General features: G+C 71.2%; 21 protein-coding genes and 2 pseudogenes. 9 read left to right on the top strand and 14 right to left on the bottom strand.

All coding sequences use genetic code 11. From position 1 onward, the window contains the following. The first annotated feature begins 73 nt into the window (after positions 1-73). Together WBN91_RS03865 and WBN91_RS03860 are read left to right on the top strand one after the other, a co-directional pair. Positions 74-730: a response regulator transcription factor gene (locus WBN91_RS03865; protein WP_337724203.1), complete on the top strand. Its 657-nt coding sequence runs from the start codon at positions 74-76 to the stop codon at positions 728-730. Further along, positions 727-2,085 (top strand): HAMP domain-containing sensor histidine kinase, encoded by a 1,359-nt coding sequence (locus WBN91_RS03860; RefSeq protein WP_337724202.1) that lies wholly within the window; start codon positions 727-729, stop codon positions 2,083-2,085. Before WBN91_RS03865 ends, WBN91_RS03860 begins: the two co-directional genes overlap by 4 nt. A gap of 1 nt (position 2,086) precedes the next feature. Here the strand turns inward: WBN91_RS03860 and WBN91_RS03855 are convergent. Next, positions 2,087-2,370: pseudogene (locus WBN91_RS03855) on the bottom strand (SgcJ/EcaC family oxidoreductase). Between WBN91_RS03855 and WBN91_RS03850 the strand changes: the two are divergent. Beyond that, complete coding sequence (locus tag WBN91_RS03850; RefSeq protein WP_337724206.1) at positions 2,312-2,470, top strand: hypothetical protein; 159 nt, start codon at positions 2,312-2,314, stop codon at positions 2,468-2,470. The pseudogene WBN91_RS03855 and the gene WBN91_RS03850 sit on opposite strands and share 59 nt — an antisense overlap. Before the next feature lie 10 nt (positions 2,471-2,480). Continuing rightward, positions 2,481-2,960: a hypothetical protein gene (locus WBN91_RS03845; protein WP_337724201.1), complete on the top strand. Its 480-nt coding sequence runs from the start codon at positions 2,481-2,483 to the stop codon at positions 2,958-2,960. On the opposite strand, the gene WBN91_RS03840 is transcribed toward WBN91_RS03845, so the two are convergent. Then, the gene (locus WBN91_RS03840) at positions 2,915-3,964 is read right to left on the bottom strand and encodes a GlxA family transcriptional regulator (RefSeq protein ID WP_337724200.1); all 1,050 of its coding nucleotides are present in this window, start codon (positions 3,962-3,964) and stop codon (positions 2,915-2,917) included. The two genes, WBN91_RS03845 and WBN91_RS03840, sit on opposite strands and share 46 nt — an antisense overlap. Positions 3,965-4,048: 84 nt before the next feature. On the opposite strand from WBN91_RS03840, the gene WBN91_RS03835 reads away from it, so the two are divergent. Then, positions 4,049-4,927 carry an NAD(P)-dependent oxidoreductase gene (locus tag WBN91_RS03835; protein WP_337724199.1) on the top strand — a complete coding sequence of 293 codons (879 nt, stop codon included), beginning with the start codon at positions 4,049-4,051 and terminating at the stop codon, positions 4,925-4,927. A gap of 175 nt (positions 4,928-5,102) precedes the next feature. Here the strand turns inward: WBN91_RS03835 and WBN91_RS03830 are convergent, their stop codons facing one another. The 5 genes from WBN91_RS03830 to WBN91_RS03810 form a co-directional block, all read right to left on the bottom strand. Further along, on the bottom strand, positions 5,103-6,593 hold the full coding sequence (locus WBN91_RS03830; protein WP_337724198.1) for a hypothetical protein: 1,491 nt from the start codon (positions 6,591-6,593) through the stop codon (positions 5,103-5,105). Positions 6,594-6,630: 37 nt separating this feature from the next. Next, entirely contained in the window at positions 6,631-8,340 is a 1,710-nt protein-coding gene (locus WBN91_RS03825; protein ID WP_337724197.1) for a hypothetical protein, read from the bottom strand. Then, a complete protein-coding gene (locus tag WBN91_RS03820; protein ID WP_337729358.1) occupies positions 8,324-11,470 on the bottom strand; it encodes a hypothetical protein in 3,147 nt (1,048 codons plus the stop codon). The genes WBN91_RS03825 and WBN91_RS03820 overlap by 17 nt, the downstream gene beginning before the upstream one ends. A gap of 280 nt (positions 11,471-11,750) precedes the next feature. After that, on the bottom strand, positions 11,751-12,110 hold the full coding sequence (locus WBN91_RS03815; RefSeq protein WP_337724195.1) for an MFS transporter: 360 nt from the start codon (positions 12,108-12,110) through the stop codon (positions 11,751-11,753). Next, positions 12,094-13,410 (bottom strand): NAD(P)-binding domain-containing protein, encoded by a 1,317-nt coding sequence (locus tag WBN91_RS03810; protein ID WP_337724194.1) that lies wholly within the window; start codon positions 13,408-13,410, stop codon positions 12,094-12,096. Before WBN91_RS03810 ends, WBN91_RS03815 begins: the two co-directional genes overlap by 17 nt. Positions 13,411-13,603: 193 nt before the next feature. Here WBN91_RS03810 and WBN91_RS03805 point away from each other — a divergent pair. After that, positions 13,604-13,762 (top strand): annotated as a pseudogene (locus tag WBN91_RS03805) (GNAT family N-acetyltransferase); the annotation flags it as partial. Positions 13,763-13,824: 62 nt separating this feature from the next. On the opposite strand, the gene WBN91_RS03800 reads toward WBN91_RS03805, so the two are convergent. The 3 genes from WBN91_RS03800 to WBN91_RS03790 all read right to left on the bottom strand — a co-directional run bounded on the left by WBN91_RS03800 (position 13,825) and on the right by WBN91_RS03790 (position 17,759). Continuing rightward, positions 13,825-14,925 (bottom strand): lytic polysaccharide monooxygenase, encoded by a 1,101-nt coding sequence (locus tag WBN91_RS03800; RefSeq protein ID WP_337724193.1) that lies wholly within the window; start codon positions 14,923-14,925, stop codon positions 13,825-13,827. Positions 14,926-15,176: 251 nt separating this feature from the next. Beyond that, entirely contained in the window at positions 15,177-16,211 is a 1,035-nt protein-coding gene (locus tag WBN91_RS03795; protein ID WP_337724192.1) for a C40 family peptidase, read from the bottom strand. 117 nt (positions 16,212-16,328) lie between these two features. Beyond that, a complete protein-coding gene (locus tag WBN91_RS03790; RefSeq protein ID WP_337724191.1) occupies positions 16,329-17,759 on the bottom strand; it encodes an MFS transporter in 1,431 nt (476 codons plus the stop codon). Positions 17,760-17,899: 140 nt separating this feature from the next. Here WBN91_RS03790 and WBN91_RS03785 point away from each other — a divergent pair, with 140 nt between their 5' ends. Continuing rightward, on the top strand, positions 17,900-18,487 hold the full coding sequence (locus WBN91_RS03785; RefSeq protein WP_337724190.1) for a TetR/AcrR family transcriptional regulator: 588 nt from the start codon (positions 17,900-17,902) through the stop codon (positions 18,485-18,487). Between the two features lie 16 nt (positions 18,488-18,503). On the opposite strand, the gene WBN91_RS03780 is transcribed toward WBN91_RS03785, so the two are convergent. The 4 genes from WBN91_RS03780 to WBN91_RS03765 all read right to left on the bottom strand — a co-directional run bounded on the left by WBN91_RS03780 (position 18,504) and on the right by WBN91_RS03765 (position 24,155). Continuing rightward, complete coding sequence (locus tag WBN91_RS03780) at positions 18,504-19,442, bottom strand: M56 family metallopeptidase (protein ID WP_337724189.1); 939 nt, start codon at positions 19,440-19,442, stop codon at positions 18,504-18,506. Further along, positions 19,439-19,801 (bottom strand): BlaI/MecI/CopY family transcriptional regulator, encoded by a 363-nt coding sequence (locus tag WBN91_RS03775; protein WP_337724188.1) that lies wholly within the window; start codon positions 19,799-19,801, stop codon positions 19,439-19,441. The genes WBN91_RS03780 and WBN91_RS03775 overlap by 4 nt, the downstream gene beginning before the upstream one ends. 317 nt (positions 19,802-20,118) lie before the next feature. Next, on the bottom strand, positions 20,119-21,258 hold the full coding sequence (locus WBN91_RS03770; protein ID WP_337724187.1) for a hypothetical protein: 1,140 nt from the start codon (positions 21,256-21,258) through the stop codon (positions 20,119-20,121). Positions 21,259-21,422: 164 nt separating this feature from the next. Beyond that, entirely contained in the window at positions 21,423-24,155 is a 2,733-nt protein-coding gene (locus tag WBN91_RS03765) for a S8 family serine peptidase (RefSeq protein ID WP_337729357.1), read from the bottom strand. 344 nt (positions 24,156-24,499) lie between these two features. Here WBN91_RS03765 and WBN91_RS03760 point away from each other — a divergent pair, with 344 nt between their 5' ends. Next, positions 24,500-26,086 (top strand): poly(ethylene terephthalate) hydrolase family protein, encoded by a 1,587-nt coding sequence (locus tag WBN91_RS03760; protein ID WP_337724185.1) that lies wholly within the window; start codon positions 24,500-24,502, stop codon positions 26,084-26,086. Positions 26,087-26,290: 204 nt separating this feature from the next. After that, positions 26,291-26,515 (top strand): RGCVC family protein, encoded by a 225-nt coding sequence (locus WBN91_RS03755; RefSeq protein ID WP_337724184.1) that lies wholly within the window; start codon positions 26,291-26,293, stop codon positions 26,513-26,515. Positions 26,516-26,608 lie beyond the last annotated feature (93 nt).

The following is a 26,608-nucleotide window of genomic DNA, read 5'->3' as shown; positions in this document are numbered from 1 at the left end:
TGGTCGCGCGCCCGCGTTCAGCTGCGACGACGTCGGGTTCGACCCGGTCGGGGGCAGTGGCAGGATTCGGGCCATGCGTGTGCTGCTGGTGGAAGACGACGAGCCCATCGCCGAGTCCCTGACGCGGGGCCTGGCGCGGTACGGGTTCGACGTCGAATGGGTGCGCACCGGGGCCGAGGCGCTGGCGGCGGCGGAGGCCGACATGGTCCTGGTCGACCTCGGTCTGCCCGATGTGGACGGTCTGGACGTCTGCCGGGAGCTGCGCGCCCGCGGTGACGTGCCGATCATCGTGATCAGCGCGCGGGCCGACGAGACCGACCGGGTGGTCGGCCTGGAGATCGGCGCGGACGACTACGTGTCCAAGCCGTTCGGCGTCCGCGAGGTGATCGCCCGGATGCGCGCGGTGCTGCGGCGGGTCCGGCCCGCGATGGCCCCACCCGACACGGCGGTGTCCGACAGGCTCACCATCGACCGGCGGGCACGACGGGTGCACGTGGACGGTGTCGAGATCACCTTGACGCCCAAGGAGTACGACCTGCTGGCGTTCCTGGCCGAGGCGCCGGACGCGGTGTTCACCAGGGAACAGATCATGGAAGCGGTCTGGGACGCCAACTGGTTCGGTCCCACCAAGACGCTCGACGTGCACGTCGGCGCGCTGCGGCGCAAGCTCGGTGACGCGGCTGCCGTGGAGACCGTGCGCGGTGTCGGGTTCCGACTGGTGCTGACGTGATCCGCCAGCTCGCCCTGAGCTACGTGCTGCTGGTCCTGGTCGCCATCGCCGCGTTCACCGTCCCGGTGGCGTTCACCCTCACCGACCAGCTGTACCGGGAGGCGGAGAACTCGGCCCGCCGGGAGGCGGAGGCCGCCGCGCTGCTCCTCGCCGCCGGTGACCAGCCGTCCCGGCAGGCGCTGGACCGGCTGGTCGACGCCTACCAGATGCAGACGCTCGGCAAGTTGGACGTGCTGTCCGCCGCCCGCACCGCGGTGGACCCCATGCCGCTCCCCGTCGCCGTCGACGACCCGGCGTTCACGACCGCGCTGAACGGCCGGGAGGCGCTGCGGTGGGGGCACGCCGAGGCGTTGGGTGACGACGGGCTGGTGCTGGCGATGCCGGTCAGGTCGCCGGAGGGCGCGGTCGTCGGCGCGGTCCGCATCAGCTACCCGTCCGCGCCCCTGATGTCCCGGCTGTGGCAGATCTGGGGCTTCCGGGCGGTCCTGGCGGTGACCGTGCTGGTCGTGGCGGCGGTGCTGGGCGTCCTGCTGGCCCGGCGGTTGACCCGCCCGCTGCGCGAGCTCAACCGGATGGCGGGCAGCCTGCGCGACGGCGACCTCGCCGCGCGGGTCGCGGAGACCGGGCCGCCGGAGACCCGGACGCTGGCCAGCACCCTCAACACCGCCGCCGAGACCATCGGCACCCTGGTCGGGGCGCAACGCGCCTTCATCGGCGACGCCTCCCACCAGCTCCGCACCCCGCTGACCGCGCTGCGGCTGTCGCTGGACAACATCGCGGACGGGGTGGACGACCCGTACGTGCGCGAGGACGTCGACCACGCCACCGGCGAGGTCGTGCGGATGAGCAGGCTGGTCGACGGCCTGCTCACCCTGGCCAGGGCCGAGTCCACCGTGGCCACCCCGGAACAGGTGCGGGTGGTCGACGTCGTGGCGGGCCGGTTCGACACCTGGCGGGCCGCCGCGGACGAGCGCGACATCCGGCTGCGGCACGACGCCGCCGACCCCGACCTGCACGTCCTGGCCGGCCACGGTCACCTGGAGCAGGTGCTCGACAACGTGCTGTCGAACGCGCTGGCCGTCTCCCCGGACCACGCCGCGATCACCGTGTCGAGCAGGCGCGAGGGCCCGAAGGCGGTGCTCGAAGTGGTCGACCAGGGTCCCGGCCTGCCCGCCGCCGATCGGCGGCGGGCGTTCGACCGGTTCTGGCGTGGTCCGGGGTTGACCGGGCGTTCCGGGTCGGGGCTCGGGCTGGCCATCGTCAAGCAGTTGGTGTCCGACGACGGCGGCGCGGTGAGCCTGCACGAGGCCGGGGCCGGCGGGTTGTGCGTCCGGATCGTGCTGCGCGCCGGGTAGGTCAGGGCTTCTCGGGCATGGCGGAGGAGTGGTGGTTGACGATCAGCCACTTGCCGTCGACCCGCTCGTAGGCGTAGGTGTAGCGGGCGTCGACCGTGCTGCCGTCCTTGCCGAGGGTGAACCGGTAGGTGCCGGCGTCGATCGCGGCGTTCGGGCCGAGCACCTTAGCGTGGGCAGCAGCACCCCGTCGGGGGCGTAGAGGTCGGCGACCTTCCCGGGGTCACCGGTGGCCAGCGCCTGGTTCCAGGTGTCGAACAGCGCCCCGATCTCCTGCTCGCTCGGCACGGCGGCGGGCTGCGCGGCGGTGGAGGCGGGCGCGGCGGCCGGCTTGTCGTTCCCAGCGGCGGTGCCACACGCGGTGAGCGCGAGGACGTGGACGTCGTGAGGGGAGCCACGTGGTCTGGGACCGGTGGCGCAATCCCGACGACGACGGCTTGTCCCTGCCGGCGGTCCGGTTCGACCTGGCGCAGTACGACGCCGAACTCGCCCGTGCGCACCGCGAACGGTCCTGGGAGTGGCCCGGCCGGGCGGTGGCGCGACTGCTGCGCGGCAGGCTCGGCGAGGAATCCGGCGTCCTGGGCCGGTGGGACTGCGGCCTGGACTGGGCCCAGTTCTTTCCGGACACGCGTGACCAGGTCGACCTGACGTTCACCTCGCCACCGCGGCACGTCGTCGACGAGCAGTGGCGGGCGTCCGGTGAACCCGTGGAGCACGACCAGTTCCTCATGCGGTTCCCCGTGGACGAGGAGCCTGCCGAGGGCCAGGTCGACCGCATCGTCGCGGGGTTGCGCGGCAGCGATCCTCGCCAGAGCGCCAAGGTCTGCGGCGGCTACCCCGCGCGAGGTCGATCCGCCACGCGGTCGAGCACCACCTGATCGGTGCCGGCGGTGGGTCGCCGCGGGTCGCGGGGGAAGGTGGCGCGGTAGTCGCTCGGCGAGACCTCGACGTGCTTGGTGAAGTGGTGGCGCAGGTTGTTGGCGGTGCCGAAGCCGCTGAGGTTCGCGATCTTCTCCACCGGGAGGTCGGTCGACTCGAGCAGGCTCTGCGCCCGGGCGAGGCGCTGGTTGAGCAGCCACTGGAGCGGGGTCGTGCCGGTGGCCTGCTGGAGGCGCCGGTAGAAGGTGCGCCTGCTCATCATGGCCCGCCGCGCCAGGTCTTCGACCGTCAGCGGCTGGTCGAGGTGGGCTCGCGCCCAGTCGAGCACCGGCGCCAACCCCTGGTCGTCGACGGCGGGCACCGACAGGTCGATGAACTGGGCCTGGCCACCCGGTCGGTGCGCGGCCACGACCATCCGGCGGGCGAGCTGGTTGGCCACGTGCGCGCCGAGGTCGCGGCGCACCAGGTGCAGGCACAGGTCGAGGCCCGCGGTCATGCCGGCGCTGGTGAGCACGTCACCGTCGTCGACGTACAGCACCGAGTCGTCGACCTGGACCTTCGGATAGCGCGCCGCCAGCTGGGCGGTGTTCATCCAGTGCGCGGTGGCGCGCCGACCGTCGAGCAGCCCGGCCTCGGCGAGGGCGAACGCGCCGCTGCACAGCGACACCACCCGGGCGCCTGCGTCGTGGGCGCGGCGCAGCGCGGACACCAGTTCGGGCAGCACGGGTTCGCCCTCCTCGACGACGGCTTCCGGCACCGACGGCACGATGACGGTGTCGGCGCCGACGATGTCGTCGAGTCCGTGCTGCGCCCGCACCGCGAACCCCGGCACGGCCGCCGCCGCCTGCTCGCCGGTCCCGCACAGCCGCAGGTCGTACCACGGGTCGGCGAGGTCGGGCTGGGGCATCCCGAAGACGAGGGCGGGGATGCTCACCTCGTACAAGTCGTAGAACCCGTGCCCGATCCACTCGGGCACGACCAGCGCAACCGACCCAACGCTCATGGCCCCCACCCTATGGCACGAATTTGGCGGTACGGGTCACCAGTGCCACTGGCCGGGCGGGACACGCGCGGCAAGGCTGGACGCATGAGCACAACAGCTGAACCGGTCACCGTTCTCGGCCTCGGCAACCTGGGCCGCGCGCTGGCGACGACGTTCCTGCGCCACGGTCACCCCACGACGGTCTGGAACCGTTCGCGGGCCAAGGCGGAGGCACTCGTCGCGGCCGGCGCGACGGTGGCGGCCACTCCGGCCGACGCGATCGCCGCCGGCGACCTGGTGGTCGTCGCCCTGCTGGACGCCGGGGCGGCGCGGGATGTCCTGGCCGGCGCGGCCGACGCCGTGCGCGGGCGGGCACTGGTCAACCTCACCTCCGGCGGCCCGCAGGACGCGCAGGAGCTCGCAGCGTGGGCGGCGGAGCACGAGGCGCAGTACCTCCACGGCGCCGTCTACGCGGTGCCGCAGACGATCGGCACCAGCGAGTCGTCGATCAACTACAGCGGTTCGGCCACCGTGCACCGGCGCTGGCAGACCCAGTTGGCCCTGCTGGGGGAGGACACCTACCTCGGCGCGGACCCCGGTCGGGCGTCCGGCTACGACGTGGCCATCCTCGCCGGCATGTACGGCATGCTCGGCGGTTTCCTGCACGCCACGGCGATGGCCCGAGCGGCCGGCATCAGCGCCACCGAACTCACCCCCATGCTGACCACCTGGCTGACCGACACCTACCCGGCCCTGTCCACCTTCGCCCGGGAGATCGACACCGCGGACTACGCCACCGAGGAGTCCAACCTGGCCATGAACCAGGCCGGGCTGGCGACGATCATCCAGGCCAGCCGGTCGCAGGGCATCCCGCCGGTCACCCTCGGCGCGCTCAAGGACCTGATCGACCACCAGGTGGCCGCCGGCCACGGCGCGGCCAGCCTCGCGCGAGCCGTCGAATCGCTGCGAACCGCGACCACGTGAGCACGGCGGTCGCCGACTTCGGCGATCCGGCGGCCGAGTCCGGACGCCCGGTGGTGTGTCACGGGGTTCGCGGCTCCGGACCCGAAGTGGAGCGGCGGGCGGAGTCGGGCGATCGGTGCGGCCGTGCGTGAACCCGCCGCCGCCGCGGAGGGCGTTCCCCCGCGGCGACAGCGGGTCACGCCGCCTGGTCCCCGTCGGCGGCCAGGCGGAAGCGGAAGTCGCGGAACAGGGCCGTCTCCGGCGCGTTCGCGCCCCGCAGGCGGAGGGCGTAGCTGATCAGGGCGTGCGGGACCATGTACAGGCGCAGCCCTTCCTCGGTCGCGCCCTCGGACATGTTGTCGATGACCCAGTCGATCGCCGAGCTGCCGCGGTAGTGCTCGCGCGGCTCGAAGACCAGTTCGGGGGCGCCGATCTCGCCGAGGACGTTGAGCACGTAGCTGACCGGGAAGCTGCGGTTGGCGCGGTTGGCCGGGGTGCTGTCCAGGTCGGTGAAGGAGTCGACCATCTTGTGCAGCGCCGCCTCCGGGATGAGGTCCATCCGCCCGGTCTGCATGGCCACCTCGATGATGTACGGGTAGGCGATGCCGTTGGGGAAGAAGTTGGCGCCCGGGTCGACCTGGTCGAGCACGGCCACGATCTCCTCGACGTACCCGTCCAGGTCGGGCAGCTGGTCGTCCAGCCGGCCCAGGTTGAGCAGGCCGACGATGTAGTACTGGCTCATGTGGACGCGGTCGCTCCACGGCACCTCGGACAGCAGGTCCTTGGCCTCGGACAGCCAGTCGATCGGGTCGTTCAGGTACTCCGCCCGGCCGCTCATGGCGATCGCGTTGAGCATGCACAGCAAGGGGTAGACCTTCGACCAGGCGGTCGGCAGCTTCTCCGGGAACGACGGGAAGATCCCGATCTCGTCGGCGCGCGCCATGTAGTGCAGGGTCTCGCGCATGTAGTCGCGCTCGCCGTCGAAGATGTACTCGTCGTAGCCCAGCAGCGAGAGCACCGACATGAACATCGAGCCGGACCGGCCGCGGAAGTAGGGCGCCGGGATGTTCTCCAGCAGGTTCAAGGCCTCCACGACGCGGTTGCGCTCGGGGGTGACCAGCCGCTCCTTCAGCCCGACCTGCCCGAGCGCGAGGAACACCGCGGAGCTCGCGGACAGCCGCTCGTAGTCGCCGTGCCGGCCGCGGTTCTCGTCGGGGATCTGGTCCGGCGCGATCTCGTCGAGCGTGTCCAGCACCTCGGCCGGGAAGTCGCGTCGGTCGTTGACCAGCAGGGACAGGTCCAGGCCCAGCTTGGCGAACGAGTCCAGGACGAGGCAGCCCGCCAACGCCCGGTAGTAGGGGTTGCGCTCGGCGCGGGCGGAGTCGAGCAGCGGCTCGACGGCCTGCTCGACCCACGTGCGGTCGCGCGCGGGGTCGTTGACCTTCAGGACGAAGTCGCCCAGGTCCCGGCAGAACAACGCGTAGGCGTTGGACGGCAGGACCTTCGCGGCCAGCCGGTCGAGCGCTCTGCCGATGTGCCCGGCGACCGCGGGGTCGTAGTCGACCGGGTACTGCCCGAGGCCCAGGGCGCGGATCATGCGGCTCCACGGCGCGGTGATCATGCGGGACTCGTTGGACAGGTCCGCCAGCCCGGAGACGGGGAGGGTGCGGGAAACGGTGGTGGTCATGGTTCTCTCGGTCCTTTGTGGTCGGTCGGTCTCAAGGTCAGGCGGCGGCGGTGTGGGCGGGCAGCGGGGGGACCGGCAGGCCGAGGAACTCGGTGCGGCGGCCCTCCAGCATCTCCAGGGCCCAGTTGAGCCACTTGATGCCCTCGCAGTAGATGGCCACCGGCCGGCGCTGCGACTGGTGGTTGTCGATCAGGGTGCCGCCCAGCTCCGCCTGGAAGTGGAACGGCGGCATCGCGGTGAAGTGCGTGCCCATGACGAAGGCGAACCGGATCAGCCAGTACGGGTCGTCGCGCAGGTGCGGCGAGTCCGGGTCGTCCAGGCCGTACACCTCGGTCATGATCGGGGCGAAGTAGTCCTCCACGCCCCGGGGCGCGTCCGGGTCGACCGGTCCGCCGGCCACCGCCACGTCACGCACGCGGTACGCCCGCTGGTAGGGGTTGCCCTCGGTGAACTCGACGTCGACGCTGGGCGTGCGCCCCGGCCCGGACCGGACCCGCAGCGCGAAGTGCTCGTGGTGGAGTTCGTCGTAGTGGCCGATGGAGTTGTGCCAGGGCTTGTTGTCGTACATCGGGTCGTCACTGGTGTCGGCGCCCGTGCTGCGGAAGCCGATCGCCCTCGGGTCGAGGAACCGGATGCCCAGCGACGCGGCGGTGACGGCGGCCAGCGCCGCGTCGACCTCGTCGGCCGCTGCGCCGGACTCGATCAGGCGTTGCGCCCGCAGCAGCGGTCCGGTGTCGGTGATCTTGATGTTCTCGGTGTTCGTGTCGCCCATGACCAGGGAGTGCACCCGCGGCTCCAGGACGTCGAGGAAATCCGGGTTGCTCCGGAACCGCTTCAGCAGGGCCGCCGAGTTCAGGTAGGACACCCCGTCGACCACGATCCGCTCGGTGTCGAGCAGGTGCTCGTCGAACGTCTTCGGTGCGGTGCGGCGGCACAGGTCCAGCCGGTCCTCGATCTTGCGGAAGTACGAGACCTCCAGGGTCCGGCCGGGCGCGGGGACGCGGTTGACCGCGTGCACCTCGTCGTTGAGGACCTTCAGGACCACCGTGTACAGGCGGGCGACCACGGCGGGCGGCGGGCAGTGCTCGGCCACGAACCGGCTGACCTCCTGGCCGGGCACGTAGCTCATCTCGTAGATGACCTCCTTGTGCGTGGTCCGCTCGTCCTGCCGGAGGTGCTCCGGGACACCGATGTCCCGCTCCAGGCTCGCGAAGGCCTGGGGGAAGTACGGGCGCACCGACTCGGGCAGCGCCTTGAGGTACTCGGCCTGGTTGCGTGCCTTGGCGAACGGCGGCAGCATCACGCCCTCGCCGTCGCGGTCCCACCGGGCGGTGGTCAGGGCCTCGCTGAGGATCTTGCGGACGTAGACGCGGTCGTCGCCCTCCTTCTTGATGAAGATGGTCATGGACTCGCTGCCGCCCTTGCCGAAGCCGACGACCTCCTCGCCGCTGTCGACGTAGGCGTAGACGACGCTGCTGAGCAGGTTCCGGCCGCGCGCGTGGCGCAGCACCTCGCGGTACTCGGCGGTCAGCGACAGCGTCGACCGCGTCTCGAAGTCGTCGAGGGCGGGGTTGGCGCGCTTGCGCCAGATGTCGGTCGGCGACCCCACCGCGATGATGTCCGCCCGGAACGGGCCGGTGTCGAAGTGCGCGGCGTCGAGCTTGGAGCCGAGGGACAGGATCTGGCAGTTGCCGTTGAGCTGGATCCGGCGGACGGGGGACTCGAGGGTGCTAGGCGATGACGACACGGGTCGTGGCCTCCAGATCGATCTTTGCCTGCAAGGGGGTGCCCGCGGGGGAGAGGACCGGGATCTCGGGCGTCCGCAGCGAAGCGAGCACCCGTTCCAGGGCGGCCTCCGCTTCCTCGGTCTCCATGCCGGAGCGCAGGTACGCGGCGTAGAGCCGCACGACGTCCGGCAGCGCCGCCGCCCCGGACGCGGCCAGCGCCACCAGCCAGCCCATCGGGTCGCTGCCCGCCAGGTAGTGGTCGTGCTGGAACGCGGCGGGCCGGTGCAGGCGCAGCAGCCGGAACAGGGTGTACTGGTAGACCAGGTAGCCCAGGGCGAGCTGGTCGACGGTCGGGGTGGTGACGCCGGGCAGGGTCAGGAACCCGTCGTCGGCGACACCGAGGCTGTCGAACACCTGGTCGTAGATCTGGCGTGCGAGCGGCTGGGTGTCCAGCAGCAGCCGGGTGTTGGCCGCCAGGTCGGCGTAGTCCAGGCCGGGCAGCTGGTCGAAGTGGATCACGACCACCTCGTGCTGCTCGACGCCGGTGAGGCTGCGGTCGCCGACGACCCCGGCCGCGTCGAGCACCTTCAGCTCGGCGAACACCTGGCCGAGCTCTTCGGTCTGCCCGACGATCCGCTTCTTCAACCGGGCCTGGAGCACGAGCTCGCCCGCGTCGAGGTCGACGTGACCGCGGTAGTTGTAGGTGTGCTGGAAGGTCTCCAGCAGCTCGTGGAAGGCCGGCGACGCGGACCGGTCGCGGTGGGTCGCCTCGTCGGCGACGACGCGCCCGATGGTGCGGTAGAGGTACCGCTCGCAGAACCGGTCCTCGCGGGCGGCGCGGAAGACCTCCCGCAGCGTGTCGTGGTGCCGGTCGGTGATCCGGCCGGCCGCGGTCCGGAGGTCCGCCAGCTGCCCCAGCACGGTGTCGGCCAGCCGCACCGCGCGCAGGAACGGGTCCGCCGCGCCCGCCGTCCCGGTGTAGGAGGTGACCGGCACGTCGAGCTCGTTGTCGACCAGCAGCCGCACCGACTTGCCGCCCAGGCCCAGTTCGACGATCGCGTCCGGGCGCAGCGCGTCCAGCGTCTCCACGGTCGCGCGGGAGGCCATGACCTCGTCGACGATCGCCAGGACGCCGTTGCGCACCTCGGCCGCGGTGGTGAGCAGGCCGGAGTTGTTGTTCGACACGACCGGCGTGTGCGGCTTGCGGAACACGACCCCCTGGTCGGCCATGAACCGCTCGTAGGCGTGGCGTGCGGCGGTCATCCGCTCGGCGTGGGCGAGGAACGTGGTCGGGGGCTTGAGCTCCTCGACCGCGACGGCCGGGAAGTCCTCGGCGAACCGGTCGAAGGCGTCCTTGGCGCCGGCGCGGACGTAGATGTTGGTCTGGCGGTGCGAGTAGACCTTGTGCACCTCGACGTCGGAGGTCGGGAAGGTCTCCGCGACCGCCGCCAGGAACGCGGCGAGGTCCGCGGGCTCGCCGCGGAGTCCGACCACGTGGTGCGGCTCGGCCACCAGCGGCCGACCGCGCAGCGACTCCGGCAGGTACGCGGCCATCGGGTTGTCGCCCACACCGTCCGCGGTCGTCAGCAGCAGCGGGGTGAACGCGTGCGCGAGCTTGGTCCCGTCTGCGACGGAGAGGGCGCCCGCGGCCACCGCCGCCGTGATGATGCCGAAGCTCTCACCGGTGTAGCCGGCCAGGCGCAACGGCACGCCGGCGTTCGCCGCCGTCACGCGCAGGTGGGTGTCCAGGGCGAGGCCGTGCGCGAGGAAGGCGGCGCCGATGAAGCCCTGCGCGGCGAGCCGGTCACCCGGCACGTTCTCGGGGGTCAGCAGCAGCCGTTCCGGGCCGGGCAGCCCCAGCGCCCGCGCGCCCTGCTCGTAGACCTCGACCACCTCGGGGATGCCCGAGTCGAGCAGCTCCCGACCGAGGTCCCGGTAGAACGACCGGCTGCCGAGGCCGGGGAAGAAACCGACGACCTGACGGGCGCGGTCGACTCCGAGCAGGTCCTCCCGCGCGGTGCCGATCGTCCGGCGGGACTGTTCGCGGGAGAACAGGAACGCGTTGGTCCGCGACAGGGAACGCACCAGGGTCGTGGACTCCCGGAGGGTGTCCGGGGTGATCAGGATGGCGGCCGGCGCGTTGTCGACCCCGATCATCGACCGGGTGACACCGCTGTCGGCGGGTGCGATCCGGTCCAGCACGAAGAAGGTGAAGAACTCGCACTCCCGGAGCTCGTCGACGAGTGCCAGAAGATCGTCCGCGGTCGCCTCCGCGACGAAGGCGGGGTCGACCGGGTGGGCCGACGCGAGCCGGTCGGACACCGCCGGGTCGGCGAAGATCGCCCGCAGGGAGTCGACGTCGTCCGCGCCGATCCCGCGCAGGACCGCGCGCCGCGACTCCCGGCGGATCGCCAGCACCGGCTGGACGCCGCGCCGCAGCCGGGTGGCGGTCCGCGCGGTGGTGTCCAGCGCCCGTCGCAACTCGGGGTCGAGTCCGTTGCGGCGCAGTTCGATCGAGGCGCGGTGGAGGTTCTGCGCGAACTCCGAGCCGCCGGTGCCGGGCTCGCGGGTCATCGCGGCTGTCGCGGCGCGCACCCACGGGTGGATGGCGCGCAGGTCTGCCCGACCCAGGATCCCGGCCAGGAACTCGCCGATCCCCGGCACGCCGTGCAGCAGTGCGCCACCGGGCTCGGCCGCCCCTTCGACCAGCCAGTAGCCGGGCCGCAGCAGGTCGAACAGCCGCTGCCGCACGCCGGGCGTCGCCACACCGCGCTCATCGCGGTCGCTGAACAGGAACACCGTCTGGCGGTCGTGGTCGAGCACGAAGTCCAGCACACCGCTGTGCGGCGCGATACCGCTGACGTCGAACGGAACCTCAGCGACCACGTCACCCCGGTGGCAACTCAGCCGCACCCGGTCCGCGTGGACCTCGATGTCCGCGACGTCCGGCAGGTCGACAGTGGCGGAAGCGTCGGTGATGGCCTTTTCGAGGTTCGGGTAACCGTGCGGATAAGCACGTCTCAGAGAAGATGAGGCCCATTCGGGAATTCCGGGCCGTGGCGTCGTGATGCGGCCGGAGTCCCGGTCGGAAATCACCGCCGCGCGACCGCCCGTCGTCCCGGTCGGTGCCGTCACGAGAGCTGATGTCATCACAACCACATTCCTCGCCGTCGAAAGTTTCGCCCGTCCCCCTGGTCGGGCGGGTTCGAGTTCGACAGGTAGGAGTGCGGCTATGAGCGCCGGATACGTGCTGGTGGCGCGCGGAGACAGGTTTCGGTCAAATTGGTCCACTCGGCCGATCCGCAGCGCGGCGGACTGGGAAAACGATTATCGACCCATAGGCTGCGGCTTGAATATCAAGCGTTTCTTAAGTCGACCGCAATTGAGTCTGATCAACGTTTCATGATACGTGTCCTGGATCACACCTGGTCTATGTCCGACGGCAACTCATTGTGTCGGCTTCGGTACGGATCGACGCCATCCCCACCAGGGACCCGCCCGCGACCAGCGACCCGGTGGTCATCACCACCTGCGGCCCGAACCGGTCGAGCACCCGCCCGACCGGCACACCGGCCGCCGCCGACACCAGTTGCGCGACCGAGAACGCGCCGATCACGGCGGTGGCCGACCAACCGGTGCTCGCCGCGATGTCGGGCGCGAGGACGGGGAAGGCGTAGAACAGCACGCCCCAACTGGTGATCTGGGTCAGGCACAGCACCACCAGGACGTGGCGCGGCCCGGCACGCCCCTCGATCGTGCCGGGCCGCGCGGGTTCAGCAGCCGCGCGCACTCGGCGCCGACAACGCCAGGACCTGCGGGGTGGCGCAACAGCCGCCCGAGGACGCCTCGGGCTGGGCGTCGAACACCCCCGACCCGCCGCACACGCCGGTCTCCGGCAACGTCAGCTCCACCCGCCCGGCCGACTCGTGGTCACCGGCGATCTCCGCGACCACGCTGCGGACCTGCTCGTACCCGGTCAGGGTCAGGAACGTCGGCGCGCGGCCGTAGCTCTTCATGCCGACCAGGTAGACGCCGGGCTCCGGGTGACGCAGTTCGTTGGCGCCGTGCGGGTAGACCGTGCCGCAGGAGTGGACGTTCGGGTCGATCAGCGGCGCGAGCTTGGCCGGGGCCTGCAACACCGGGTCCAGCTCCAGACGCATCTCCGACAGGAAGGACAGGTCGGGCCGGAATCCGGTCAGCACCACGACCTCGTCCACCGGCTCCAGGCGGTGCCCCTCCTCCGACTCCAGCACCAACCGCTCACCCTGCCGCTCGACCACCGCGGTGCGGAACCCGGTCACGACCTCGACCGCGCCGGCCCTGGCGGCGGCCTTCGCGCGCAACCCCAGTGCGCCGCGGGCGGGCAGTTGGTCGGCGTCCCCGCCGCCGAAGACGTTGCCCACCGCGCCCCGGCGCAGAAGCCAGGTGACGTGGGTGCCGGGGTGCTGCTCGGCCAGCTCGGCGAGCACGACCAACGCGGTCAACGCGGAGTGCCCACTGCCCGCGACGGCGATCCGCTTGCCCGCGTACCGCTCCAACTCCGCCGCCAGGTCCGGGACCCGGTAAGCGATCCGGTCCGCCGCGGCCTGCTCGCCGATCGCGGGCAGGCCGTCGCCGCCCAGCGGGTTGGGCGTGCCCCAGGTGCCGGAGGCGTCGACGACCGCGCGGGCGGTGATCCGCTCCTCGCCCTGCGGGGTCTGGACGTGCACGGTCAGCGGCTCGGTCTCCCGGCCCGCGTCCACCACCCGGTCCCGCCCACGCCGCGCGACGCCGACGACCCGCGAGTCGTAGCGGACGTGCTCGTCCAGCTCCTTGGCCAGCGGCTCCAGGTAGTTCGCGACCCACTCGCCGCCGGTCGGGTAGCCCTGCGGCGCGGTCCACCCGGTCGGTTCCAGCAACCGGCGCGCGGCCGGGTCCACCAGCTCCGACCACTGCGAGAACAGGCGCACGTAGTTCCACTCCGCCACCGCCGCACCCGCCCGCGACCCGGCTTCCAGCACCACCGGCCGCAGACCGCGCTCCAGCAGGTTCGCCGCCGCCGCCAACCCGGCCGGACCCGCACCCACCACGACCACCGGAAGCTCGTTCACCACGACCACCTTTCATCGACCAGCCTCTATCGAACTGGTCGAGACTCTATAGACCTGTCTCGATGGATACAACCATCGACGGAAGTCGATAGAGTCGGGTCATGGCGACGCTGCTGCCCGCGCCCGCGCCCACGTCCGCGTCCGCGTCCGGCCTGCCGGCGGAGGACGCCACGCGGTACGCCCAGTGGTTCGTGCGATCTTCCCGGAGAACCGCGCCGGCATCGCCCTGCACCACGCCGCCGGCTACCGCACGGTCGGCGTCCGCGAACGCATCGCCCAGCACCACGGCACGTGGCGCAACACCGTCCTGCTCGAACGCCGCGCCGAGACCGAATCGGACTGCGCCTGCTGACGACGGTCGGACACAGGTCCGCCCACCACCGCGGACGGTGGTGGGCGGACCTGGATGGGTGATCAGGCCGGGGTGCAGGTGAGGGTGGGGGTGCCCGCGGTCCCCGAGGCGACGAAGCCGAACGTCGTGCCGGCTCCCGCGCCCAGCGCACCGTTGTAGTTGGCGTTGCGGGCGGTGACGGTCGAGCCGCTGGTGGTCAGCGTCGCGCTCCACGAGTTGTTGATGCGCTCACCGTTGGCGAACGTCCAGTCCACCGTCCAACCGCTGATCGGCGCGGTGCCCGCCGTGACGCGCACCTCGCCCTGGAAGCCGCCGGTCCACTGGGAGGCGACCCGGAACGTGGCCGAGCAGCCCGCCGGCGGGTTGTTGGTGGTGGTCGTGGTCGTGGTGCTCGTAGTCGTCGTCGTGGTCGTTGTGGTGGTGGTCGTCGTGGTGGTGGTGCCGCCATCGGTGAAGGTCACGTCGCTGCACGCGTAGTAGCTCTGGTCGAGGTGGCTGGCCTGCCACACCGTGAACAGGACGTGGTGGCCGGTGCGGCCGGGCGCGTTGATCTCGACGGGCGTCCGGTTGCCCGTGGGGATCTTGCCGGTCTGGCCGACCAGCTCCAGGTCGCTCCACTTCAGCGCCTGAGTCTTGGGGTCGAAGCCCTGCTTGGTGGCGTAGACGCGGATGTAGTCGGCGCCGTGCGAGGAGGTGTCGTTCAGGTTGAGCGTGAACCGGTTGGGCTTGTTCGGTGCGATCCACGCGCCGACCTTGTCCATCGCGGCGTAGCGGCCGTTGAAGGTCAGGCCGCCGCTGCACAGCTGGCCGTCCGGGACGGCCGCCTGGTGGTTGCCGGCGACGCCCTCGCGCAACAGGCCGTTCCAGTTGTACATGGCCGAGGGGTCGGCCTGCCACGCCTGGTAGCACATGGGGTCTTCGGTGGCCATCTGCTGCGACGGGCCGTTGGGCCAGCGGTGGTAGCAGCCGTAGTGGCGCGACGGCGGGTCGCTGACCGCGCCGTGGGCCGAGGCGTTGCCCGCGCCGAAGGTCACCACCAGCAGGGTCGTCAGCAGCGACAGGCAGGCGCCGAAGATCGCCGACACCCGCCAGGCCTTGGCGCGGGGTGACGCGGGCGGCCTCAGGGCTTCCGGTCGGTGGGCAGGGTTCTCCGTGGAGGGCATGTGTACCGCCAAATCCTCGTTGATCGACGACAGGGTGCCGGTCGGGCGTGGAAGGGCGCCTCGCCGGGTTCTGGGAGCGCTCCCAGGCCGGTGTCAGTGTCCGTTCACATCACCCGCTCGGCATCCGCCATTCGGGTCACCGTTGCGCAAAGCGACCGAGTGCCCGCAGAGGCGGGGGGCGAATCGCACGCCCCTGATGCCGCCCTTCGGCGTCTTGCGCTACCTCACGAGGTGTTAGCGTCCGGGCCTGATCAGCCTTCGATGCGCCTGATCGTGTTGATGGGGCCGATCGAGTCGATGTCGGCGATGCGCACGGGGACGCCCTCGGTGGAGGCGTGGACGGCGCGGACGTTGTCCACCGCCATCGCCACGTGGTGCTGGTCGGCGTAGTAGATGATCAGATCACCCGCCTTGACCTCGCTGCGCGACACCGCGCGGCCGACGCCGGCTTGGCCGTAGCTGGTGCGCGGGATGGACACGCTGGCCGCCCGGTAGGACTGCTGCATGAGGCTGGAGCAGTCCCACTCGTCCGGGCCGTTCGCGCCGTAGACGTACGGGTCGCCGCGCTGCGCCAGGGCGTAGTCCAACGCCTTGCCCGCGGTGCCCGCCGGGACGTCGATGTTCGAGAGGTCGCCCGGGTCGGCCAGTGTGCGTCGGTCGGCGGCGCTCAACGTGTCGTACTGCGCTCGGGCTTCGCGGACCTGGTCGTCCAGTTCGGACTTGCGGCGCGCGATGTCCTCGGCGAGCTTGGCGGCGGCGGTGGTCGCTTCAGTGGCGCGGCGTTGCGCGTCGTCGGCCTTGGTCACCGCGTCGGTGAGCGCGCCGAGCGCCTCGGCGTTCTCGGTGGCGAGGACGTCCAGCGCGGCCATGCGGTTGAGGTAGTCCTGCTGGGAGTCGCTGACCAGCAGCGCCGACAGCTGGTTGAACTGCGCGCCCTCGAAGGTGGCCTCGGTCAGCAGGTCGACCTGGCCGCGCAGGCCTTCCTGGGCTTGCTTCGCGGTGGTCAGGTCGCCGGTGGCCTTGTCGAGTTCGCCCTGCTTGGCCTTCAGGTCGTCCTGGGCGCGCAGGTGCTCTTCGTTGAGCTTTTCCGCCTCGCCGGACAGCTCGGTGTACTTCTTCAACGCCTCGGAGGCGTTGGGCGGGACGGCCGGGTCGGCTGCCGCGTGGGGGAGCGCGATCCCGGCCGCAAGTGCTGCGGCTGCGGTGGCCGCCAGCGCGGCGCGGACGGTGCGCTGTGCGGGTGGTGACGCCACGATGGCGTGTGCCTCCTTGACTGCTGACGTCATGCATGGTCCGATCGGGTTACCCCGGTAGGTCTCGGACAGGTTACGGAACGCAGCGGCTTTCGTCTACTATCTGGCTTAGTAGTTTGAGGATGTCGTTGCGCGGCAAGGGGAAAGCAGTCAGTGGGCGAACGCCGGGCCGTCGGAGCTGGGCCGCCCGGTCGGCAGCGCCAGCGGTGCCACGACCGCCACGACCAGCGCGACGACGGCGCAGGCGAGGAAGGCGTTCTGGAACCCGTCGACGGACACCGCGCCGTGGTCGGCGGTCTCCACGCTGCCGCCCGCGATCGCGGCGACGAACGCGATGCCCAGGGACGCGCCCAGCTCGTGGTTGGTGTTCACCAGACCCGACAGGAGCCCGGCCTCGCGGTGGTCCACCTCGTGCATGGCGCTGGTCGTCGCCACGACGAACATGCACGCCAGCCCGGCCGCCGCGACGACGAACCCGGGTAGTAGTCCACCCTCGCCCTCGGACAACCGGGACAGCCAGAAGAACCCGCCTGCCGCCAGGGTCATCCCCGCCGCCGCGATCGGCCGCCAGCCCAGCTTGGGCAGCAGGTGCGAGCACAGGTGGACCGCGACGATCATCCCGAGCGCGACCGGCAGGAACGTCAGGCCGGTCTCCAGCGCCGAATAGCGGGCGACGTTCTGGAGGTACAGCGAGGCCAGGAAGAAGCTCGCGATCAGCAATCCCGCGCCCGACAGCATCGCCAGGTTGCCCGCGACGACGTTGCGCCTGGTCAGCGCCGGGATCGGGACCAGCGGGTTGGCGGCACGGCGTTCCACCACGACGAAGACCGCCACCAGGGCCGCGCCGACCACCAGAGGGACCAGCGTGGAGGTCGCGCCCCAGCCCGCGCCGCCCGCGTTGACCAGGCCGAAGATCAGTGCCGCGGTCATCGCGGTCATGAGCACGGCGCCCAGCCAGTCCGACCGGCCCTCGACCCGCTGACCGGCGACGGCCTCGACCATCGCGAAGGTGGCCACCAGGACGCCGATCCCGATGGGCACGTTGATGAAGAACGCCCACTCCCAGCCGGGTCCGCTGGTCAGCGCGCCGCCCAGCAGCACGCCCACCGCCGAGCCGGTGCCGCCGATCGCCGCCCACGCACCCAGCGCCTTGTTGCGGTCCGCGCCGTGGAAGGTGGTCGTGATGATCGACAGCGCGGCGGGCGACAGCAGCGCCGCACCCGCGCCCTGCGCGAGTCGGGCGACCAGGAGCATCGTGCCGTTCACCGCGAGGCCGCACGCCAGCGAGGCGGCGGTGAACACGGCGAGTCCAACCAGGAACGTCGTGCGCCGCCCGACGATGTCCGACAGCCGCCCGCCGAGCAGCAGGAAACCGCCGAACACCAACGTGTAGGCGGACACGACCCACGGCAGCGCGGCGCGGCTGAGCGCCAGGTCGGCGCCGATGCTGGGCAGGGCGACGTTCGCGATCGTCACGTCGAGGATGACCATGAACTGCGCGAGGCACAACAGGACCAGGACGCGCCAGCGCCCCTGGGCTGTGTGCCCGTGTCCGTGGTGCGTGCTGGGGGAGTGGCTCACCGGGTGCTCCATAAGTCGAACGGTGGTGTTAAGGAAAGCTAGCTCCGGCCCGCCGGTGAAGTCAAACAGTGGTGTAAGGTTTCGTTCGCCGCCGGTCCCGGCGACCGCTCCGGGCCGTTCCCCGTGGGACGATGTCCGGCATGACTCGTGAGGTACGGCGGCGGGCGGACGCCGAACGCAACATCGAGGCGATCCTCGACGCGGCGCTGGACTGCGTCAGCGAGCAGTCCGACGCGAGCATGACCGCCATCGCCCAGCGCGCCGGCGTCAGCCGGGTCACGCTCTACGCCCACTTCTCCTCGCGCGAGGACCTCCTCGCCCAGGTGCTCGACCGGGCGGTCTCGACGGCGGCCACGGTGCTCGACGGCGAGGCGCTGGACGAAGGCGATCCCGTGGACGCCCTGACGCGGCTGGTCAGGTCCGGGTGGCGGGTGCTCGTCCGCTACCGCAACCTCATGGCCGCCGCCAACCAGGTCCTCCCGCCCAACCAGGTGCGCGGCTACCACAAGGTCGTGCTGCGCCGGGTCGAGTCACTGATCCTGCGGGGGCGCAGGGAAGGCGCGTTCCGGACCGACCTGCCCCAACCGTGGCTGGTCACCGTGTTCTACAGCCTGCTGCACTCCGCCGCCGAGGAGGTCGCGGCCGGTCGGCTCAGGCAGCGCGACGCCGCCGACGTCCTGCTGGCGACCTTGATCAGCGCGCTGACGGTGCCGGTGACCACGGCGTAGCCGTTGTGGGCTACCGCTAGAGGCAGCCGAGCGAAACCAGGGTGAGCAGTCCGGCGAACGCGCCGACGACCGGCAGCGCCACGGCCGCGACGCAGGTGGCCGCGCACGCCAGGGCGTTGAGCAGCGGGGCGCGGTCGCGGCGTGGCCGCGCCAACCGGGCCAGTCGAACCTCGACCGCGTCCCGTCCCATCGCCAGCGCGCCACCCGGGGCACCGTGTTCGGAGACGCGCACCAGCGCCGCCCGAACGGCCTCGACACCACACGCGCGCACCGCCGACCCGTCCGCGGCCAGCTCGACCAGGGCCTTGACCGCCGCGGGCGCGTGCCGGAACAGCGGGAGGAACGGCAGCATCGTGGCGATCGCCTCGCTCACGGCGACGAGCAGGTGGTGGCGGCCGGTCAGGTGCGCGCGTTCGTGGGTCAGCACGGCGGCGACCTGGTCGGCGGTGAGGTGCCGGTTGAGCCCTTCGGTCGCGACCACCACGCCGGGTTTCCCGGCGAAGCTGAACGCGAGCGGCACGTCGTGGTCCAGCCACAGCGTGGCGGGCGATCCGGGTTCCCGCCGAGCGGCAACCCGCAGCACGGCCAGGTGCTCCCGGCGGGCGTGGGCACGTCGCCGCGCGGCACGCACGCTCACCACGGCCAGTCGGGTCAGCAGGGCGGCCAGCAGCACCAGCCCGAGCCCACCGCCCACCGCCTCGTGGTCCGGCGTCATGCCGTGTTCGAGCGAGGACCAGCACTCGTCCAGCCGCCGCAGCGCGTGCGTGCCGTGGTCGGGCACGAGCAGCAGCGCGACCGCCAACGCCGACGCCACCACGACCCCCACGGCGGAGGCCAGCCAGGCGGCGATGGACACCAGGGGGTCGACGTCCCGGGCGGCGAGCGCGCCCAGCCGGCGCGGCGCCAGCAGCCCGACCAGACCCGCCGCCACCAGCAAGGCCGCCGCGACGGTCACTTCTTGCGCGACTTCCGGGGCAGGGCCTTGCGCAGCAGTTCGGTCTCCCGCTCCGAGGCCGACCGCGCGAAGTGCAACAGGGACCCCTCGGGGTCGCCGGAAGCGATCAACACCTCGCGCAACGCTTTCGCCGCCGCCTCGGTCCTGCTCACAGCGGCCTCGTAGCGGAACGCCTTGCCATCGCGCTCGCGGTCGACCCAGCCCTTGCGGTGGAGGTTGTCCAGCACGGTCATCACGGTCGTGTAGGCGAGCCGGCGGTCTTTGTTCAGCTCGTCGAGCACCTCACGAACCTTCACCGGCTCAGAAGCCCGCCACAGAACCCCCATGACCGCCGCTTCCAACTCACCGAGCCCGTGCACCACGCCCCCTTAGACCCGCACATCCTAGCCGGTGCCGCCGGTGGGCGAACTGTCTACTATCCTAAATAGTATCTCGCTTCGGTGCTCGCCGCCGAATCACCCGACTTGAGCCACATCGCCCATGTCCTGTTCAACGCTCCCGACTGCGTCCCGACGACCGGACCCGCCGCGTGTCGCAGCCTGCTGATCGTGGCGTCCCTACGCATCAAGCCGGAGTGGCCCGAGCGCCGCCCACGCGTATCGCGACCCGCCGCGGCACGTCCATTGTGGATTGTTCGGACCATCGCGAGCGAACGCCGGTGCCACCGGGAGCTTGGTCAGCACGCCGTGAGTTCCAGCGAATCTCGCAGCATGTAGGCAACGTTGGTGGGGGTTCGTTTGGGGGCGCGGACCAAGCGGTAGTAGCGGCCGTCGGGTCCTTGCACGTCTTCGTCGGCCAGTTCGATGCGCGCTCCCCGGAGCTTGACTCCCAGTGGTTCGGCGTCCCCGGGCCGTTCGAAGAGTTCCGCCGATGCGGCGTTCACCCGTGCGCAGGACCAGGGGGCCGGTGGTCGGGATCCGCTTTCGTCGGCGTGCCGCCACGTCTGGTGTCCGGCAACGGTCAGAACGGCCGCGACCGTCAACGCGAGAACGGTGACCAGCCGTCGACGTGTCCTTCGGGCCACCCCAGTACCGGTGTGCGGGGCGGCTTCGACGACCGCAGCGTCGCATGCCGCCGCATCGCGGGTCAGGATGACGCCTTCGGCTTCCAGCGCCGCCTGCCACCCGTCGAGGTGCCATCCACCGCGGAGCCTGGCCGCACGCCCGGCCACGTCGATCAGTGCCTTCCACGTCCGACGTGCGGCGACCGCGTCGCGGCCGGGGACGACATCGCGCAGGTGGGCGATGGCGGTCTGCGAGTCGGCGTGGTCGGTTTCCTCGACGGCGAGTTCACGGATGACGGCGCAGCGGAGTACGGCGTCGCGTTGGTCGGCGTCCAGCTCCGCCATCAACTCTTCGACATGACCGAGGATCTCGGCTTCGGCCGCAGTCGGTGCTCCGGGGTGAGCGAGCCGATTCCGTTCCAGGACGGCCGCGAGTGCCCGCATCGGACCGGAGAGCGCGCCCGCGACGATGACCAACCTCTCCCTGGAAGGGGTGACACCCGCCTTGCCCGCCGCAACCCACTGAGCCACGGCTTTTCCGAGCGTCTCTTTCTTTCGAAGGCTGCGCTTGGCCTGTACCGAAACCTTCCAACCGGAACATAAGTCGATCCGGACGTCATCGACGGCCTCATCGGTTTCCACGACGACCGCGCCCACCTGGGCCTGATCAGCGGGAACGCCAAATCCCGGCAAAGGGGTGCGGGCAAGCCCGAGCGCTACCGCATACGCCGCCACACCTCGTCGATATTCGACACCGCTGTCACCCGCAGAGCCGCCGATGCTTCCTCGTTCGGCACGAGAGCCCGAGACCACCGGACAAGCCTACAGAAGTCAAAGTCGTCCTAGCGCCGCAAAGCGGCGCAGGTCGTCATTGTCCCAATGGTAAATCCGATTATTGCGGTCAGGCGCGGTCGGCGGGAGGCGGACCCGGAACGGGCGGTTGTGGGAGTGGTTGCCCGTTCCGGGGTCGAGTTGGGCTACTTCAGGCCGTAGGCGCGGATGATGGTTTGTTCCGTGGTGGCGCCGCGGTGGTCGGTGGTTTTGGCCTTCAGGGACACGAAGCCTGGGCCGGTGGGGTGGCGTAGGTCGGCGGTCCACTTTGTGGGGGTGATGGGGGTGGTGAAGGCTTTTTGCCAGGTTTTGCCGTCGTCGTAGGAGACCGACAGGTCCAGGCGGAGCACTCTTGCACCGCCCTGGGTTTGGGTCTGGACGGGTAGGCGGAACAGTTGGCCCGCCTGGGCGCGGTTGTCGATGTCCACGGCTGGGCTGTAGCGGATCGTCGAGGTCGGCAGGTTGGTTGTGGTGTTGGTGTGGTGGGAGCGGAAGGTTTGGGTCAGTTGGATGTGGGTGGAGAAGTCGGAGACGCTCTGCTTCAGGTCCGATTCCAGTCGGTAGGTCGACATGCCGGCGGGGACCTCCCACGAGCCGTAGCCCGGCCAGTCGCTGTCGCCGACCTTGACGCCGTCGCGGAACAACGTGGTGCGGCCGGAGTCGGGGACGACCCGGCCCAGGCGGTCCGGTGCGTCGCTGATCAGGGACAAGGAGGCGTCGATCCGGTTTCCGTTGTGGGACAGTGTGGACAGGTGGCTGGGCAGGGACGGGCCGAACACCGCGGTGTTCCAGCTCTCCCGGTAGCTCCTGCCCGGGGCGTACCGGGTTGCCGCGTTCTCCAGGCTCAGGCTCCGATGATCCCCCGCCACGTGGACGTACGCGCTCGACCAGGTCAGGTCACTGCCGTGGTAGTACTCGGTGCGCGTGCCCGGCTGGTCGACGACGCTGACCAAGCCCCACGCCACCGGTAGCTCCCGCAGCCACGGCGTCGCCACCTTCAGGCCCATGCTGCCCGCCCGGGTGAGGTGGTAGTTGTTGCGCACCTCGGCGAACTCGCGCGGGGAGACCACCTTGTCCAGGCCGGTGAACATGCCGCCGGTCCGGGTCCAGGCCACGTTGTGCGGTTCGGTCCCGGCTTGGTACTGGCCGGCGATGGCGGCGGTGAACTCCGAGACGGGCGCGTCCGGACCCAGTTGCGCGGTGAACATGTTCTCGAAGTCCCGCGCGATCGTGAGAACGCCGTCATCCTGGTCGCCGCCGGTCCACGCGCCGCTGATCTGGGCCGCGGTCTGCGTCAGTCCGGGTTTGTCGATCTTCACCGAGATCGGCTCGGCCCGGCGGGCGTCCAGCGCCACCGACTGGTCGCTCGTCATCGCCAGCGACGTCGGCCGGAGGAAGAGGCTCACCGGGTCGCCCGGCTGCCAGCTGGACGAGACGACGGCAGCGGTTAGGTGGTAGTCGGCCTTGGGCAGTCGACGAGTGGTCCTGCCATCGGGACTCCAGACGTCGATGAACTCACCGGTCGTCGCGTTGGTCAACACGGCCTGGAACGAGGAGGCGGCACCGTCACGGCCGACGGACGAAAGGGACAGGTCGTAGCTCTCCACCTCCTTGTGCACCGCGAGCGGCGTGACCACGGCCTGGACCTCGGCGGTCGCGGTGACGTGGCCGCTGAAGTCGCCGTCGGGGCTGTTTAGCGTGGTGTCGGCGGTCAGCTCCACGGTGGCTGCCGCACCCGGTGGCACGGTGACCCGGTCGGTGCTCAGACTGAACATCCCGGCCGGGGCGGGCTTGCCGTCCGGACCGGTCGCGGTCACCGCAAGCGTGAAGGTCACCGGCTGCGGACCCGGGTTGCGGTAGGTGAGCTTTTTGGTGATTCGAGGGTCGTCCTGGTACGGCCACACCGCGGTGCCCAGCGACAGCGCGGGCGGCTCGGCGTGCGTCGACTGGCGGGTGGCGCGCTGGAGGTCCACCCGTCCTGCGCCCTGGGCCGCCACACCCAGCGCCGGGTTCGGCTTGGCCGAGCCCATCAACAGCGCCTTGTACTGCGCGGACGACAGGTCCGGGCGCTGACCGACCAGGACCGCCGCCGCCCCCGCGACGTGTGGCGCGGCCATCGAGGTGCCCGACATCGCCACGTAGCCGCCCGGCGCCGGTTCACCCCCGCCGCCCGCCTTGGCCGCCGCGATGGCGACACCGGGCGCGGTGATCTCCGGCTTGACCGCCCGGTCCCCGACCCGCGGGCCCCGGCTGGAGAAGCGCGCGATCTGCTCCTCCTTGTCCACCGCGCCCACGGCGAGGGCCGCGTCCGCACCGGCCGGCGAAGCGACCGTCTGGCCGGCGGGACCGGAGTTGCCGGCGGCGACCACGAACAGCACGTCGTGCTGGGCGCTGAGTTGGTTGACGGCCTCCTCCAGCGGGTCGAGCGCTTCGGTGTCGGGGCCGCCCAGGCTCATGTTCACGACCTTCGCACCGGACTCCACCGCCCACTGCATCCCGGCCAGGATGGTCGACTCGGAACACCCGGACTCGCCGCACACCTTCGCGTCGAGCAGCGCGGCGTCCGGCGCGACACCCTTGTTCTTGCCGCCCGACTTCGCGCCGGTGCCCGCGATCGTGGAGGCCACGTGGGTGCCGTGCCCGATGGCGTCGCCGGGGTCGTCGCCACCGGTGAAGTCCCGCTGGTCGACCACCTCGGGCTGCACGAACGCGGTCGGCACACCCGCTTTCCGCTCCACCACGGTGACCTTGTCCCCGGACAGCAGCGTGACCTGCCCGCGCACACCCCTCGCGGGGTCACCACCCGACTCACGTGGTGCCATCTGGCCCGCCGCCGCGGACGGCGACAGGGCGCTGCCGAGCAACGCGACCGCCGACACCGCCGTGACCACCGCTGTGCGGCCACGTGCGGAGCGCGGTAATCCGATTCGTCGATTTGACATGGATCGTCCTCCAGGAAAAGACGACAGGAATTCCGGGTCGCATTGCAGGAAATTGACGACCCGATTTCGCGAACGTAACGGAGGTCGGGCGCGGCGGGCCATGTCTGTGACCACACATCCGGGGGCAGCGCGTTGTGTGTGGTCGGCGACATGGGGAAGGTGCCCAAGAGTGTGGGCGGGCACATGGTTTTGGCGTTTTCGCGTTCGTAGCATCGGCGAAACAGCGTGACCCAGGTCACCTGTTCACCCCTGCGTCATTCCCCGTTCCAGGAGGCCGTCCGATGTCCACGATCCAACCCCGCGCCGCGGTCGGCGGTCGCGCCGCGGCGCTTCTCGCGGTGCTGACCGCACTGGCCGCCGCCGCGGTGACACTGGTCGGGCTGTCGCCCCAGGCACGCGCGGACCTCGTCGCCACCACGGCGGTCGAGCACGACCCGGTGATCATCATCCCGGGCATGGGCGGCACCACCCAGTACATGGAGCCGATGCGGACCCGGTTCGTCGGCGCGGGGTGGCGCGAGGACCGCGTCGAGACCTGGACCGACAGCAAGAGCATGAACGGTGACCTCACGGTCGCCGGGCAGGAGATCGGGCAGGAGGTGGACCGGGTGCTGGCCAAGACCGGCGCCCGCAAGGTCGTCCTGGTGACCTGGTCGGCCTCCACGCTGGCGGCCCGCTCCTACCTGAAGAAGGTGCCGGGCGCGCAGGACAAGGTGTCGCTGTACTTCTCGATGGCCGGGCCGCACCACGGCACCCACAGTGCGTCGATGTGCCAGCACATCGAGTCGTGCCGGCAGTTCGCCATCGGCTCGCCGTGGCTGGCGGACCTGAACTCGGGCACCGAGGTCCCCGGCTCGCCCGCCGTCCGCTACACCACCCAGCGCTCCGTCTGCGACTGGAACGTCAACCCCAGCACCACCGCCGACCTCGCCGGGGCCACCAACCTCCAGACCCCGACCTGCATCGGCCACCTCGACTTCCCGAAGGACGCCGGGGTCTTCAACCAGATCAAGACCATCATCATCGACCACGAGAACAAGCCCACGACGACCACGACCCCGACCAGCACCTCGACCTCCACGAGCGTGCCCACCTCGACCACCACCGTCCCTCCGACCTCGCCCTGCAAGTCGATCAACGGCCAGTGGGACACCGCAGGCCCGTTCGCCGTGACCTCCGCTTCCAACGGGCGCGGCACCACCGTCGTCCGCCCGGTCGCCTTGGGCACGCTCGGCTGCACCACCCACCCGGTCGTGCTGTGGAACAACGGAGCCCGCTCCGGCCTGGACCGGTACATGCCCCTGCTCAACCACCTCGCCTCACACGGCTTCATCGTCGCCGCGGCCGAGGGCAACGCGGGCAACGGCGCACCCATGTTGCAGGGCCTGGACTACGTGACCACCGAGAACAACCGCGCCGGAAGCCCGTTGCAGGGCAAGGTCGACGTGTCCAAGGTCGGCGCGACCGGCCACTCCTTCGGCGGCGGCGCCGCGATCGACGCCGGAGCCGACCCGCGCGTGGACGCCATCGCCCCGATCTACCCGCTCGCCACCACCAGCGGCAGCCTGGTGCGCGGCCCCGCGCTGTTCATCGCCGGCCAGAACGACACCATCATCGTGCCCATCGTCGTCCGCACGCCGTACAACCAGGCCACCCAGGTCCCCGCGATCTTCGCCGAACAGCGCGGCGCCGACCACTACGGCATCCCCGCCCTGCACGGCACCATCACCTCCTGGTTCCGCCTGCACCTGATGGGCGACGAACAGGCCCGCGGCCTGTACTTCGGCCCGAACTGCACCTACTGCACCTCGACGTTCTGGTCGGTCTTCGAACGCAACACCAAGGCCCAGGCCGTCCCCGGCCCCTGACCGCCCGCACACCACCACGGGGAGCCCGGCCGGCCCGGGCTCCCCGTCGGAGTACGCTCTGTGGTGTCGGCCCGGTCCCCGGCGAAGTCGCTCTGTTCGATGCGTTCCCGCCGGCCACTCGGGGAGTCCTCCCACTCGCGGCTCGACCCCCGCGACGGCGTCGCATCGGACACCACGCACGAACCCAGACGAAGGACACCACCGATGTCGACGACCCCCGCCCTGATCGACCCCCTGGCGCCCGAAGCACGGGTCGAGCGCTCATGCCCCGCCTGCACCCACCCGGCGGACACCCACGACGCCCTGTCACGGCGGTTCTGCGCCGCGACCCGCGCGGGCGGACTGCACCGGGGCTGCCTGTGCTCCGGCGAGTCCAGCAGCGCGACCTACGGCAAGCCCGGCCAGCAGAACATCAGCGACCGCGCCTGACACCCCGGTGCCCGGTCCGCCGGGACGCCCGGTCGGCAACCCCGGCGTAGGGTGGGCCGGTCGTGTTCCCGCGATGCGGAGAGTTCGGGGAGT

This window comes from Saccharothrix sp. CCNWYY140 (genome assembly GCF_037401995.1).
In the GTDB taxonomy this organism is placed as follows: Bacteria; Actinomycetota; Actinomycetes; order Mycobacteriales; family Pseudonocardiaceae; genus Actinosynnema.
The sequence above is the reverse complement of the archived record's forward strand: the minus strand, read 5'-3'. Positions and strand labels throughout refer to the sequence as shown.